Origin of the sequence: Streptomyces sp. NBC_00122 (genome assembly GCF_045160845.1) — a bacterium.
In the GTDB taxonomy this organism is placed as follows: domain Bacteria; phylum Actinomycetota; class Actinomycetes; order Streptomycetales; family Streptomycetaceae; genus Streptomyces.
Genome location: NZ_CP108191.1, coordinates 3,043,258 through 3,056,609 on the forward strand (window position 1 = coordinate 3,043,258; position 13,352 = coordinate 3,056,609).

General features: G+C 70.0%; 13 protein-coding genes, 1 pseudogene and 1 riboswitch. Of the genes and pseudogenes, 6 read left to right on the forward strand and 8 right to left on the reverse strand.

The genetic code is table 11. The features are described 5' to 3' along the window. Nucleotides 1-25: 25 nt before the first annotated feature. The gene (locus OG737_RS14345; protein ID WP_405921590.1) at nt 26-1,339 is read right to left on the reverse strand and encodes a hypothetical protein; all 1,314 of its coding nucleotides are present in this window, start codon (nt 1,337-1,339) and stop codon (nt 26-28) included. 401 nt (nt 1,340-1,740) lie between these two features. Next, complete coding sequence (thiC, locus tag OG737_RS14350) at nt 1,741-3,528, reverse strand: phosphomethylpyrimidine synthase ThiC (protein WP_388558092.1); 1,788 nt, start codon at nt 3,526-3,528, stop codon at nt 1,741-1,743. Continuing rightward, nucleotides 3,522-3,667, reverse strand: a riboswitch (TPP riboswitch). Its footprint overlaps the gene before it by 7 nt. Before the next feature lie 39 nt (nt 3,668-3,706). Here thiC and OG737_RS14355 point away from each other — a divergent pair. After that, a pseudogene (locus OG737_RS14355) lies at nt 3,707-5,121 on the forward strand (YibE/F family protein). Between the two features lie 94 nt (nt 5,122-5,215). Here the strand turns inward: OG737_RS14355 and OG737_RS14360 are convergent. The 4 genes from OG737_RS14360 to OG737_RS14375 form a co-directional block, all read right to left on the reverse strand. Further along, complete coding sequence (locus OG737_RS14360; protein WP_328926566.1) at nt 5,216-5,665, reverse strand: SsgA family sporulation/cell division regulator; 450 nt, start codon at nt 5,663-5,665, stop codon at nt 5,216-5,218. Nucleotides 5,666-5,761: 96 nt separating this feature from the next. Continuing rightward, the gene (locus OG737_RS14365) at nt 5,762-6,508 is read right to left on the reverse strand and encodes a helix-turn-helix domain-containing protein (RefSeq protein ID WP_328926567.1); all 747 of its coding nucleotides are present in this window, start codon (nt 6,506-6,508) and stop codon (nt 5,762-5,764) included. Between the two features lie 279 nt (nt 6,509-6,787). After that, entirely contained in the window at nt 6,788-7,012 is a 225-nt protein-coding gene (locus OG737_RS14370) for a DUF5326 family protein (RefSeq protein ID WP_328926568.1), read from the reverse strand. A gap of 144 nt (nt 7,013-7,156) precedes the next feature. After that, complete coding sequence (locus OG737_RS14375; RefSeq protein ID WP_328926569.1) at nt 7,157-7,474, reverse strand: cupin domain-containing protein; 318 nt, start codon at nt 7,472-7,474, stop codon at nt 7,157-7,159. A gap of 89 nt (nt 7,475-7,563) precedes the next feature. Here OG737_RS14375 and OG737_RS14380 point away from each other — a divergent pair, with 89 nt between their 5' ends. From OG737_RS14380 to OG737_RS14400, 5 genes are all read left to right on the forward strand, one after another. Next, entirely contained in the window at nt 7,564-7,944 is a 381-nt protein-coding gene (locus OG737_RS14380) for a phage holin family protein (RefSeq protein WP_328926570.1), read from the forward strand. 10 nt (nt 7,945-7,954) lie between these two features. After that, nucleotides 7,955-8,446 (forward strand): low molecular weight protein-tyrosine-phosphatase, encoded by a 492-nt coding sequence (locus OG737_RS14385; RefSeq protein ID WP_328926571.1) that lies wholly within the window; start codon nt 7,955-7,957, stop codon nt 8,444-8,446. Continuing rightward, on the forward strand, nt 8,443-9,615 hold the full coding sequence (locus tag OG737_RS14390; protein WP_405921591.1) for a cystathionine gamma-lyase: 1,173 nt from the start codon (nt 8,443-8,445) through the stop codon (nt 9,613-9,615). The genes OG737_RS14385 and OG737_RS14390 overlap by 4 nt, the downstream gene beginning before the upstream one ends. Before the next feature lie 176 nt (nt 9,616-9,791). Next, nucleotides 9,792-10,697, forward strand: coding sequence for a LysR family transcriptional regulator (locus OG737_RS14395; RefSeq protein ID WP_388558112.1), 906 nt, complete (start codon nt 9,792-9,794; stop codon nt 10,695-10,697). Between the two features lie 59 nt (nt 10,698-10,756). Then, nucleotides 10,757-11,236, forward strand: a complete 480-nt coding sequence (locus OG737_RS14400) for an NUDIX hydrolase (RefSeq protein WP_328926574.1) — start codon at nt 10,757-10,759, stop codon at nt 11,234-11,236. Between the two features lie 40 nt (nt 11,237-11,276). Here the strand turns inward: OG737_RS14400 and OG737_RS14405 are convergent, their stop codons facing one another. Together OG737_RS14405 and OG737_RS14410 are read right to left on the reverse strand one after the other, a co-directional pair. After that, a complete protein-coding gene (locus OG737_RS14405; protein ID WP_405679438.1) occupies nt 11,277-12,464 on the reverse strand; it encodes a globin domain-containing protein in 1,188 nt (395 codons plus the stop codon). Between the two features lie 142 nt (nt 12,465-12,606). After that, entirely contained in the window at nt 12,607-13,257 is a 651-nt protein-coding gene (locus tag OG737_RS14410; RefSeq protein ID WP_328926576.1) for an HAD-IB family phosphatase, read from the reverse strand. Nucleotides 13,258-13,352: the final 95 nt, after the last annotated feature.

Below are 13,352 nucleotides of genomic sequence, written 5' to 3' on the forward strand. Positions count from 1 at the left end.
GTCGCGTCGGCCCGGGCTTCCCTAGCTAGGGGAGGCGGTTCCGGGAGGCTCCGCGCACCAGGTCTCCCTTGAACTCCTTGCCGCGCAGGGTTCCGGGAGTCGGGGAGGGGGTCAGTTCGATCCACCCCTCGTCCCAAGTGAAGTTGGCGCCGTTGGTGTCACCGTGAGTCTGGAAGATCTTGCCGTCCGTCGTCACGACCTTGATGTACGAGTTGCTGCCCTGCTCGATGATCGAGATGCCGCAGGCCTTGCCGAAGGGGAATCCCGGGTTGTCCGCGTTCGTAATGTCCTGCCAGACGGGCACACCTCCGGCCGTGGTCGCGCGGCCTGCGTAGGCGATGCCGTTCGTGAGAGCGGCACTGAACGACAAGGTGTTCGAAGGCGCGTAGCTGTCCATGTCGTCGCAGGGCCCGGTACCCGTCGCGCCCGTACCACCTGTCGCGCCCGTGGCACCTGTCGCACCCGTAGCGCCCGTCGTACCCGCACCGCCCGTTGCACCGGTCGCACCCGTACCACCCGTCGCGCCGGTTGCGCCCGTGGCACCGTCCGCGCCGTTCACACCCGGAGCGCCCGTACTGCCTGTCGCACCCGTCGCACCGGTCGCGCCCGTGGCACCGTCCGCGCCGTCCGCGCCGTCCGCGCCCGGGGCGCCCGTCGCACCCGTACCGCCCGTCGCACCGGTCGCGCCCGTGGCGCCGTCCGCGCCGTCCGCGCCATCCGCGCCGTCCGCGCCATCCGCGCCATCCGCGCCCGGGGCGCCCGTACCGCCCGTCGCACCGGTCGCGCCCGTGGCACCGTCCGCACCGTCCGCGCCGTCCTCGCCCGGGGCGCCTGTACCGCCTGTCGCACCCGTCGCGCCTGTCGCACCCGTCGCGCCCGTGGCACCGTCCGCACCATCCGCACCCGGAGCACCCGTCGCACCCGTCGCCCCGCCACCCAGACCCGTCGCGCCCGTGGCACCCCTGGCGCCGGGTGCACCGTTCAGGCCCGGCGCACCCGTGGCGCCGGTCGCGCCGTCCACGCCGTCCACGCCCGGAGCACCCGTCGCACCCGTCGCACCCGTCGCGCCCGTCGCACCGGTCGCGCCCGCGGCACCCCTCGGCCCCGTCGGCCCTGTCGGCCCCGGCCTGCCCTCTTCGCACCTGTCGTCACCGTCGGGCCCGGCCTCGATGCCCGCGGCCTTCGGGTCGTCGTCCGGATCCTGGTCCGGTCGCTGGTCCGGGCGATGGTGATGCCCGTTCGGCTTGCAGTGGTCCCCACCCGTGGGGCTCGCCGCGTTCACCCGCTCGGCCGCCCGGATGCTCTGAGCAACGGCGAAGGCGGGGCTGGCGACTCCCATCATGACCAGGGCAAGCGAGGCGAGGGTGCCGCCCGTCAGCCATCTGCTCCTTCTCGGCAGCGGTCCAAGCGTCGTTGACCTGGTCCTGTTTTCGGGGCTCATACCACTCCTACTCGAAACCGATCGACCGATGTGTGGTCGGGCCTCCCAGGCCACACATCGTCAGCGTGGGAAGCACTGCCGCGAGTGGCGGGACAACTCGCAGATAGGTCCACTTATCGGATTAGCGATGCGACACCAACGGCCGCCATGACGGACACGAAGGGCGCGAGCCGTCAGGACGCGGTGGGCGACGACCAGCCGGCCGTGGCGAGTGGGAGCACTCCGGCACCAAAAAACGGAGCGGACCCGCGACTCCCCCCTTGGGTCGCGGGTCCGCTCCGTGGCTCCTGTCGAACGGCTCAGTCGGCCAGCGGCAGGTAGACGCGGTTGCCCGAAGCCGCGAACTCGGCGGACTTCTCCGCCATGCCCGCCTGGATCTCCTCGGCCTTCAGGTCGCCGCCGTGCTCACGGCGGATGTCCTGCGAGATCTTCATCGAGCAGAACTTCGGACCGCACATGGAGCAGAAGTGCGCGGTCTTGGCCGGCTCGGCGGGAAGCGTCTCGTCGTGGAACTCGCGGGCCGTGTCCGGGTCGAGGGCCAGGTTGAACTGGTCCTCCCAGCGGAACTCGAACCGCGCGTCCGACAGGGCGTCGTCCCACTCCTGGGCACCGGGGTGCCCCTTGGCCAGGTCGGCCGCGTGGGCGGCGATCTTGTACGTGATGACGCCGGTCTTGACGTCGTCGCGGTTGGGCAGGCCCAGGTGCTCCTTGGGCGTGACGTAGCAGAGCATCGCGGTGCCCCACCAGGCGATCATCGCGGCGCCGATGCCCGAGGTGATGTGGTCGTACGCGGGCGCGACGTCCGTGGTCAGCGGGCCGAGCGTGTAGAACGGCGCCTCCTCGCAGATCTCCTGCTGGAGGTCGATGTTCTCCTTGATCTTGTGCATCGGGACGTGGCCCGGGCCCTCGATCATCGTCTGCACGTTGTGGCGCTTGGCGATCGTGTTCAGCTCGCCCAGCGTCTTCAGCTCCGCGAACTGCGCCGCGTCGTTGGCGTCCGCGATCGAACCGGGGCGCAGGCCGTCACCCAGCGAGTACGTGACGTCGTACGTCGCGAGGATCTCGCAGAGCTCCTCGAAGTTCGTGTAGAGGAAGTTCTCCTTGTGGTGCGCCAGGCACCACGCGGCCATGATCGAGCCGCCGCGCGAGACGATGCCGGTCTTGCGGCGGGCGGTCAGCGGCACGTACGGCAGCAGCACGCCGGCATGGACCGTCATGTAGTCGACGCCCTGCTCGGCCTGCTCGATGACCGTGTCCTTGTAGATCTCCCAGGTCAGGTCCTCGGCGCGGCCGTCGACCTTCTCCAGCGCCTGGTAGAGCGGGACGGTGCCGATGGGGACGGGGGAGTTGCGCAGCACCCACTCGCGCGTGGTGTGGATGTTGCGGCCCGTCGAGAGGTCCATGACCGTGTCGGCGCCCCACTTGGTCGCCCAGGTCATCTTGTCGACCTCCTCCTCGATGGAGGAGGTGACCGCGGAGTTGCCGATGTTGGCGTTGACCTTCACCAGGAACCGCTTGCCGATGATCATCGGCTCGATCTCCGGGTGGTTCACGTTCGCCGGGAGTACCGCGCGACCTGCGGCGATCTCCTCGCGGACGACCTCGGGGGAGACGTTCTCGCGGATCGCGACGTACTCCATCTCCGGGGTGATCTCGCCCCGGCGGGCGTACGCGAGCTGCGTGACGGCGGCGCCGCCACGGCCCCGGCGGGGCTGGCGGGGACGGCCAGGGAAGACGGCGTCGAGGTTCTTGAGCCCGCCCCGCGGCGAGGTGTGCTTGATGCCGTCGTCCTCGGGACGCACGGGACGTCCCGCGTACTCCTCGGTGTCCCCGCGGCCGATGATCCAGTTCTCGCGCAGCGGCGCGAGACCCCGGCGCACGTCCGTCTCGATCTGGGGGTCGGTGTACGGACCTGACGTGTCGTAGAGCGTCACGTCCTTGCCGTTGGTGAGGTGGACCTGGCGGACCGGCACCCGGATGTCGGGGCGGGAGCCCGCCACGTACCCCTTGTGCCAGCCCGGCTGGCGCTCGGTCTGGCCGTCGGCGTCCTGGCTGACGGCAGGCGTGCGTGCGTCCTGAATGGTCATGAGACCTATCTCCCTACGCCGGCATTACCCGGTAACAGGTTCGGCGGTCGACGCAGCCTCCTCCCGTACGCATCCGTGATGCGCGTACGGTGATCAGCGTCCTCTCAGCCCGGTGCTCCGAGCTCCCGCGTTGTGCAAAGTAGCCCCCACGCTAGCGCCATCCATGGCGTGCTGAACAGTGGGCCCCCGCATCTCTTGCGATGATCTGCTGGTGACGATCTCGCCGCAGCCCCCCACTGAGCCCGTGGACCCCACCAGCCACGCTGACCACGCGCACTCCCACGAGCCTGGCCATGGACACGGTCACGGGCACAGCCACGGGCACGGTCCGGCGGCCCCCGTCTCGAAGCACCTGCGCAAGGTCATCGCGGCCGTGCTGATCCCCTTCACCGTGGCCGTCTTCGCCGGCATGGTGGTGCTCTGGCCGGGCGGCGCGCCCGCCCACGAGCGCACGGGTGTCGGTTTCGACCGGCAGACGCAGCAGGGCTCGGTCGTGTCGCTCGAACAGGTCGACTGCAAATCGGTGAACGCCTCGCAGGTGCCGCCCACCGGTGACACGTCCACGCCCGAGGGCCGCGAGGCCCAGGCCGCGCAGACCGGCGAGTGCAAGAAGGCCACCGTCGAGGTCGGCACCGGACCGGACAAGGGCCGCACCTTCGTGGAGATCGTCCAGCCGGGCGCGCCACGGCAGTTGGCGAAGGGGCAGGAGGTGGTGGTCGCGTACGCGCCGGACGCCCCCCGGGACCTCCAGTACTCGGTCATCGACGTGAACCGCAAGTTCCCCCTGGCGCTGCTGGCCGGGATCTTCGCCCTCGCCGTCGTGCTGGTCGGCCGGATGCGCGGGGTGTTCGCACTGATCGCGCTGGTCATCAGCTTCGGCGTGCTGACCCTCTTCATCCTCCCGGCCATCCTGCAGGGGTCGAACCCGCTCGTCGTCGCCGTCGTAGGGGCGAGCGCCATCATGCTCATCGCCCTGTACATCTGCCACGGGCTGACCGCCCGCACCTCGGTCGCCGTCCTCGGCACGCTCGTCTCGCTGCTGCTGATCGGGCTGCTGGGCTCGGTCTTCATCGACTGGGCGTTCCTCAGCGGCAACACCGACGACAACACGGGCCTGATCCACGGGCTGTACCCGGACATCGACATGAGCGGTCTGCTGCTCGCGGGCATCATCATCGGATCGCTGGGCGTGCTCGACGACGTGACGGTCACCCAGACCTCCGCGGTCTGGGAACTCCACCAGGCCGACCCCTCCATGGGGTCGCGCGCCTTGTACCGGGCGGCCATCCGGATCGGTCGCGACCACATCGCGTCGGTGGTCAACACGCTCGTACTGGCCTATGCGGGTGCCGCGCTGCCCCTGCTCCTGTTGTTCTCGATCGCGAACAGCAGCATGGGGTCGGTGGCCAACAGCGAGCTGGTCGCGGTGGAGATTGTACGGACCCTCGTGGGCTCGATCGGCCTCGTGGCCTCGGTTCCCGTGACGACGGCGCTGGCCGCCCTGGTCGTGTCGGCCGACCGGCCGAGGACCCCGGTCGCCGGGACGGCCTCGGGGTAGCCCGCGGCGGCCGGGGCCGCCGTCGCAAGCGCTGAAAGGTGTTCGCGGGATGGTGGGATTGCGGGAGAACTGAGCGGCCGGCGCCGCGCGTCGGTGGGCGCGGCACGCGTCAGTGAACGCGGCAGCGCGTCAGCCCGCGTTCTGCTCGTTCTGCCGGGATTCGGCCAGGATCTTGCCGAGCGCCTCGTCGAGGTTCTCCTCGAAGTCACCCAGGTTGCGCTCCTGACCGAGCGGAACGAGCCGGTCGGTGCGGTCGAGGAACGCGACGAGCGGGGCCGCGCTCGCGCGGAACAACGCCCGGTCGCCGCCGACCTGGAGGCGGATGTGGACATCGGACAGGTCCTCGGGATCGGTCGGGGCGATGTGCACATCGCCGTCGCCGCACGGCTTGTTGATGCCGTCGAGGAGGAGCTCCCGGCCGAACGCCCAGGTCACGGGCGCGTCTCCGGGAAGGTGGAAGGTCAGGCGGACTGCGTAGGGGTCCCGAGCGTCGTACCGGAGTTCCACCGGAATCCGGAACGAGAGCTCCTCGGAAACGAGGAAGCTCATCATGACCTCTGCCTGTACCGACTCGCGCATTGCCTACCCCGCTGTAGTGGAAGTGGCCAGGAATGACCCCCAGGGCCCTCTTGACAAGGGTGGTGGAAGCGCTGCCAGATCACAAGGAGTGAGTTTTCAGATACTGATAGAGAACGAGAGGGTGCTCAACAGCGCGCCTACTTCACTCCGTAGCCGATCGACCACACACAGCAATCGATTTTCCTGGTGCAGGGGGAGGGAAATCGCCATGGTCGCGACGGTGTCGCCCGCGGTGATGGGGATCGCCGCACATACCGTGCCCAAGGCATATTCCTGACGCTCGATCACGGGCTGCATTCGCTCCAGGGAACCGATCCGGTGTTCCAGGGAACGTTGATCCGACACGGTGTACGGAGTGATGGCCTCGACCGGGTGCCGGTCGTAGTAGTCCTTGCGCGTCTTCTCGTCGAGCTGGCCGAGCAGGCACTGCCCGATGGCGTGCGCATGGCCGGTCTCACGGAAATCGGCCCACTCCTCGCAGGCCGGGCTGGCCGGGGTGTCCGAGACGCCCACGACCTCGATCTCACCGTCGCGGAAGACCGCGAAGTAGACGGGGGCCCCGACCGCGTCGCGGAAGTGCGCGAGGGAGTCGAGGATCATGCTGCGACGTTTCTGCTGGAGCCCTCCGCCGACCAGCCGCTCAGCCGCGTCGCCGAGGACGAAGACTCCGCTCTCCCGGCGCAGATAGCCCTCGTGCGTGAGGGTGCGCAGCAGGTGGTACGCGGTGGGGAGCGGGAGGCCGGCCTCGCGGGCCAGCTGTTTCGCCGGCGCTCCCGCTCCGTGCGAGCCCGCCGCTTCGAGCAGCCTCAGCGCCCGCTGAACCGAACCGATCAGAGTCGGCACACCGGCGTTGGGAACCGAAGACACAGCTCACCCCCAGGCGTGGCGGCGGGCTTTGGGGGCCCGCCCTGCGGGGGCCTCCCCCGCGCATGCCGTGACTCCTGGGGGTTGTGCTCGGCGGGTGCTCAACGCGACCGCAGGTCAGAGCGGTGGTACCGGCTTTCGGTGCCCAGGGAACGGCACAGATTGCCACTCTATCCACCGACTCCCGGAGTATGAGTGGTTTCGCGCGCCATGTTCCCCCGCTTGGCTCAATCCCGGGAGCGCCCGGGCCGAGTCCTCCTACCACTCACCGGAGGAGGACTTCGTACCGCCGCCGACCTTCTTCACCACGAAGATCAGGCCGCCGACGAGGGCGACGAAGAGCAGCAGCTTGAAGACGAAGCCGATCAGGGCTCCCAGGATGCTCGTGATCACACCGCCGAAGACGAACAGCGCCAGCAGCGGAACGGCGACCCACTTAACCCACCAGGGCATGCCTGCGAAAATCTGTCGGATGCCGTCCATGTCCTCGTCCTCTTCCTCGTCCGTGACTTCCTGCTCTCGATGCTAGGAGTCCGCGGACTGCCCCGGGGGCCCGCGAGCCCCCGCAGTCCCCTGATCCGCCCCCTAGGGGGACCAGGGGCGCGACCCTCATCCGGCCGTGGCCGCTCAGCTCTCCGGCGGGGAGAAGACGACCATCACGCGCAGGTCCTCGCTGATGTGGTGGAACTTGTGCGGGACTCCCGCCGGGACGTAGACGACGCTGCCGCGCGCCACCGTCGTCGTCTCCTCCCCGACCGTGATCGAGGCCCGGCCGCTCACGACGAAGTACACCTCGTCCTGACGGTGCGGCTGCTGCGGATCGCTCTGTCCGGCGTCGAGCGCGTACAGCCCGACCGACATGTTCCGCTCGCGCACGAACTGCAGATAGGCGCCGTCGTTGGCGACCCGCTCCGCTTCGAGCTCGTCAAGGCGAAAGGCTTTCATCGTCGTTGCGCCCCTTGTACTCAATCGTTCCCGCACATCCGCTGATCTGCGGATGTCCCACCGGGATCTTCTCTGCCACGATCAGACACATGACCAATTTCGTAGTCAAGACGCTCGCCAACGCGGCGGCCCTGGCCGTCGCCATCTGGTTGCTCGCCGGCATCACCCTCGACGACGGCAGCAGTCTGGGCCGCAGGACGCTCACCCTGTTGCTGGTCGCCCTGGTGTTCGGCCTGGTCAATGTCATCGTCAAGCCCGTGGTGAAGCTGCTCTCGCTGCCGCTGTTCATCCTCACCCTCGGCCTGTTCACCCTGGTCGTGAACGCCCTGATGCTGCTGCTGACCTCCTGGCTGGCCGACCTGCTCGACCTCAGCTTCCACGTCGACGGTTTCTGGACGGCAGTCGTCGGCGGCCTGATCATCTCCATCGTCTCGTGGGCCGTGAACATGGTCCTGCCCGACAAGAACTGAACGGGCTGACATGTACCGCGTGTGCTTCGTCTGCACGGGCAACATATGCCGCTCGCCCATGGCCGAGTCCGTCTTCCGTGCCCACGTCGCCGAAGCCGGGCTCGACGCCCTGGTCGAGATCGACAGTGCCGGAACCGGTGGCTGGCACGAGGGCGACGGCGCCGACCCGCGCACCGTCGCCGTCCTGGAGGCCGCCGGATACGAGCAGGACCACCGGGCCCGGCAGTTCCTGTCCTCCTGGTTCGACCGCCTCGATCTGGTCATCGCGCTCGACGCCGGGCATCTGCGGGACTTGCGTGCACTCGCGCCCACCCCTCGGGACGCCGCCAAGGTCCGGCTGCTGAGGTCCTACGATCCGTCGGCCGCGGCCGACGAGACCGACGTGCCGGATCCCTACTACGGCTCGCTCGACGGGTTCGAGGAGTGCCTGGAGCTGGTCGAGGCAGCGAGCCCGGGCCTGCTGGACGCCGTACGCGAGGCCATGAAGGAGCACACCGCGTGAACTCCCCCCACCACGACGACCACGACCACGGCCCCGGGGCGGCCCGGCTCGGCGACGGCACCCTGGCCGTCCGCGCCGGGCTGCCCGAGCCCGTCAAGAACGAACCGCCCGTGCCCGGACCGGTCTTCGCCGCGCACTTCCACCTCCCCGGCGACGTCGAGGGTCCGTACACCTACGGCCGTGACACCAACCCCACCTGGACCTTGCTGGAAGGGGCCGTCGGGGAGCTGGAAGCCCCCGGCCAGGACGTGCACACCGTCGTCTTCGCCTCCGGCATGGCCGCGGTCTCCGCCGTCCTCCTCTCCCAGACGCACACCGGCGACACCGTGGTCCTTCCCGACGACGGCTACCAGGCCCTGCCCCTGCTGCGGGAGCAGCTGGAGGCGTACGGGATCCACGTACGCACCGCCCCGACCGGCGGCGACAGGCAGCTCGCGGAGCTCGACGGCGCCCGGCTGCTGTGGATCGAGACGCCTTCCAACCCCGGGCTCGACGTGTGCGACGTACGCCGCCTCGTCGACGCGGCGCACGCCGGCGGAACCCTGGTCGCCGTCGACAACACCCTCGCCACCCCGCTCGGCCAGCGGCCCATCGAACTCGGCGCGGACTTCTCCGTCGCCAGCGGCACCAAGGGCCTCACCGGCCACGGCGACCTGCTGCTCGGGTACGTCGTCTGCCGCGACGCGGAGCTCGCCGCCCGCGTCCGCAAGTGGCGCAAGATCGTCGGAGCGATCCCGGGTCCCATGGAGGCCTGGCTCGCCCACCGCTCCCTGGCCACCATCCAGTTGCGCGCGCAGCGCCAGTGGGCCAACGCGCTGGCCGTCGCCGAGGCACTGGCAGGCCGCACGGACGTGACGGGGCTGCGCTACCCGGGCCTGGCCTCGGACCCCTCCCACAAGACGGCCGCCCTGCAGATGCGGGGCTTCGGCTCGGTGGTCTCCTTCACGCTTCCCGACCGCGCGCACGCCGAACGGTTCATGGCGGCCCTGCACCTCGTCGAGGACGCGACGAGCTTCGGCGGCGTACGGTCCACCGCCGAGCGGCGCGGACGGTGGGGCGGTGACGCCGTGCCGGAGGGCTTCATCCGCTTCTCCGCCGGAGCCGAGGACACCGCGGACCTCGTCGCGGACGTCCTGCGCGCACTCGATCTCGCGGCGGACGGCGGCTGACCAGGCTGTTGAACGGCGGTCCGAGCCTCCCCCCTCGTGGCTCGGACCGCCCCGGGTTCCGCATGTGAAGAACCACGCGACAAGGCTAGTTGACTCTGTGTCAGAGTCCAATCACGGTAAAGACAGGGGGCTATCGGCATATTTATAGTTGAAGGCCCCCACCGAGAGGTGCCGCGATGGATCTGGCACTGCTGCGCACCTTCATCGCCGTGCACCGGGCGGGCTCCTTCACCCGGGCCGCCACGCTTCTGGGACTGTCCCAGCCGGCCGTCACCTCGCAGATCCGCACCCTCGAACGCCAGCTGGGCCGACCCCTGTTCCACCGCCGCGCCCGCGGTGTCACCCCCACCGCCGTGGGCGACGAACTCGCCCACAAGGCCGCCCCGCACCTCGACGCCCTGCTGCGGATCACCGAGGCCGGACGGGAGGCGGCCGGCACCCTGCGCTCCCTGCACGTCGCCGGGCCCCCGGAGTTCCTGTGCCTGCGGGTGCTCCCGGCGCTGGCGCCCCTCGTCGGCCAGGGCCACACCCTGCGCGCCGCCCTCCAGAGCGGCGCCGAGGAGACCCTCGACGGGCTCGCCGCCGGCCACCACGACCTCGTCGTCACCACCGCCCACCCCCGGGGCGGGCTGTTCACCGTCACCGCGCTGTGCGACGAGGAGCACGTCCTGGTCGCCGCGCCCTACTGGGCCGCCCTCGTGGGCCAGGACCGGGTCCGCGAAGAAGGCCCCGCCGCTCTCGCCGGCGTCCCGCTCGTCGAGGTCCACGAGACCCTGCCGCTCGTCACCCGCTACTGGGCCGCCGTCTTCGACACCCGGCCCGATGCCGGCGCCCTCGCCGCCACCGTGGTCGCCCCCGACCTGCGGGCCGTACTGGAATGCGTCCAGGCCGGCGCCGGGCTCGCCGTCCTTCCCCGCTACCTCTGCCAGGACGCTCTCGACAGCGGCCGGATCGTGGCCCTGGCGGATCCTCCGGTCCCCCCGCTGCGCACCTGGTTCCTGGTCGTGCGGACCGGCAGCCTCGCCCTCGCCCACCTCGCCCGGGCCCACGACCGGCTGCTGCGCGCCGCTGCGCACTGGTAAGCCTCCGTTTCCGGCCCCTGGCGCGTTTCAGAAGCGGAGTGGTGGGCCACGCTTCTCCCATGACCGAACGTCCCGTGGTCAAACGCACCGCCCGCGCGATCCTGCTCGACGGTGACGACCTGATCCTCATCAAGCGCACCAAGCCCGGCGTCGATCCGTACTGGCTCACCCCCGGCGGCGGAGTGGAGTCCACGGACGCCACCGTCGTCGACGCCCTCCACCGGGAGGTCCACGAAGAACTCGGCGCGAAGATCACCGATGTGGTGCCCTGCTTCGTCGACACCGTCGAGCACATCGCCGACGGGGGAGTGACCGGCGTCAAAGTGCAGCACTTCTTCGTCTGCCACCTCGAATCGATGGACCCAAGCCAACGGCACGGCCCCGAGATCGACCATCCCGAGGGCGAGTACGAGATCGTCCGCGTGCCCTTCAGCCGGGTCGGCATCGCAGCCGTCCACCTCGTCCCGCTGTCCCTGCGGCACTACCTCGACGGGAACATCGAGGGCGTCCGCGCCATGCACGCACCCGACCTGGGCTGAGGACCCGGACCTACCGAGACCGGCGGAACGCCCGCCGGTCTCAGCCGGCCACGCCCGCCAGCCCCTCGACCGCGTCGTACCGGATCCGCTCACCCGGTATCCCGATCCGCTTGAGCTCGTCCACCCCGCTGCGGATCATCGCGGGCGGCCCTGAGATGAACGCGTCGTACGAACTCCACGGCCCGTGCTCGCCGACCGCCTGCGGCAGCTGCCCGGAGAGCCAGTCGCCGATCACCGGGCGCACCGACAGCCACGGAAGCGACCGCTGCAACCCCAGCAGCGTGTCCTTGTCGTACAGGTCGTGGTCACTGCGCGCCCCGAAGAACACCTCCACCGGCCGCCGCTCACCGTGCTCGGCCACGTCCTCGATCAGCGCCTTGATCGGGGCGATTCCGGTGCCCCCGCCCAGGCACAGCATCCCGTTGTCCGTCGTGTGGTCCACCACCATCGAACCGGCCGGCGGACCGAGGCGCAGCACGTCCCCCGGGCGGGCATGGCGTACGAGCGCGTTGGAGACCCACCCCGCGGGCACGGCCTTGACGTGAAAGGACAGCAGTCCGTCGGCGCGCGGCGCCGAGGCGAAGGAGTAGTGCCGCCACACCTGGGGCCACCACGGGGTCTCCAGGCTGGCGTACTGGCCGGCGACGAAGGCGTACGGCTTGTCGGGGCGGACGGTCAGCACGGCGATGTCCGAGGTGCGCAGATCGTGCGAGACCACCTCCGCGTGCCACCACGCCGGGGTCCTGGCCTCGTCCTCCGCCGCCGCGTCGATCATGATCTGGGAGATCGCTGTGTAGACCCGCACCCACGCGGCCTCCGTCTCCGGCCCCCAGGTGGCCACCGCGTAGCGGGCCAGCGCACTCACGAGGGCCTCACCCACCGCCGGATAGTGGCCCGCCATGGTGCCGTACTTGCGGTGCCCGGTGCCCAGTTGGCGCAGATAGGGGGTCAGTACCGCGGGATTGTCGATGTGCTCGGCGGCGGTCAGCAACGCCTTCAGCAGCCGGTCGCGCTGGGTGTCCATGGCGGCGGGGAACATGCCGCGCACTTCGGGGTGTCCGGTGAAAACCAGGGCGTAGAAGTATGAGGTCACCTTGTCGGCGACGGGTGCGATCTCCGCGAGGGTCCGGCGGATGAGCACGGCATCCGGCGAGGGCTGGATCGCACCGCCCTCGACGGGTATCCGGGACGTCACCCGGCTGGCCGATCTGGTGGGCGGAACGTCCATGCGGTGCCTCGCTTCGAGCATCTCGGTCGGTCTGCACACGCCACGGCCTGTGATTCCGTGGTTCCGGGCTCCACAGCGTGCCAGCCGACTCGGAGGCCTGCGGGGAAACGCGGAAAATCTGCGCTTCGAACCCACTTTCCTCCTAAGATGCCTCAACTCCCGGGCGTGGCACCCCGACAAGCTGGTATGCCTCCCGAAGGTCCCGCCCCTGGTAGACGTGTGTCGCGCGCTCCGCCAGATAGGGCCTCGCGTTGACCGCCACCGAGACCGGCACCGCTTCGAAGAGCACCGCGTCGGTCATCGAGTCCCCATACGCGACGCAGTCGCCCCGGCTCAGCCCGAACCGCTCGCACAGCCGGTCCGCGACCGTGACCTTGCCCTCGGGCGTGAGGATCCCGGACACCTCCATGGGCCCGGTGAACGGCACCGCCGGGAAGACCGATCCGTGTGCGGCGTGCGCGCCCCACTCCATCAGCAGTTCCACGAAGAAGGACGGCGACAAGGAGATCACCGCGCAGTAGTCCCCACGCTCGCGGATCTCCCGCCACACGTCCTTGATGCCCGCCAGCCAAGGGGAACCGTCGAACGCCGCCCGGACATGCGCGGGCGTCAACTCGGCCCACAGCGCATGCACCGCCACCGAGAACTCCTGCGGCCCGATCTCCCGTGCGCCGAAGGACCGCTCCAACTCTGCGATCTCGGTACTCAGTCCGAGCTGCCGGGAGATCTCGACCGGGGCCGCCGAGCCGAACATCAGCGTCCCGTCGAGGTCGAAGAGGTGCAGGGTGGTCATAGCCGTCGAGGCTAGCTCTCCCCCGCCCGCCGCGGGGAGACCGAAGCCGATGTTTCACGTGAAACATCGGCTTGTTTCACGTGAAACATCGACGC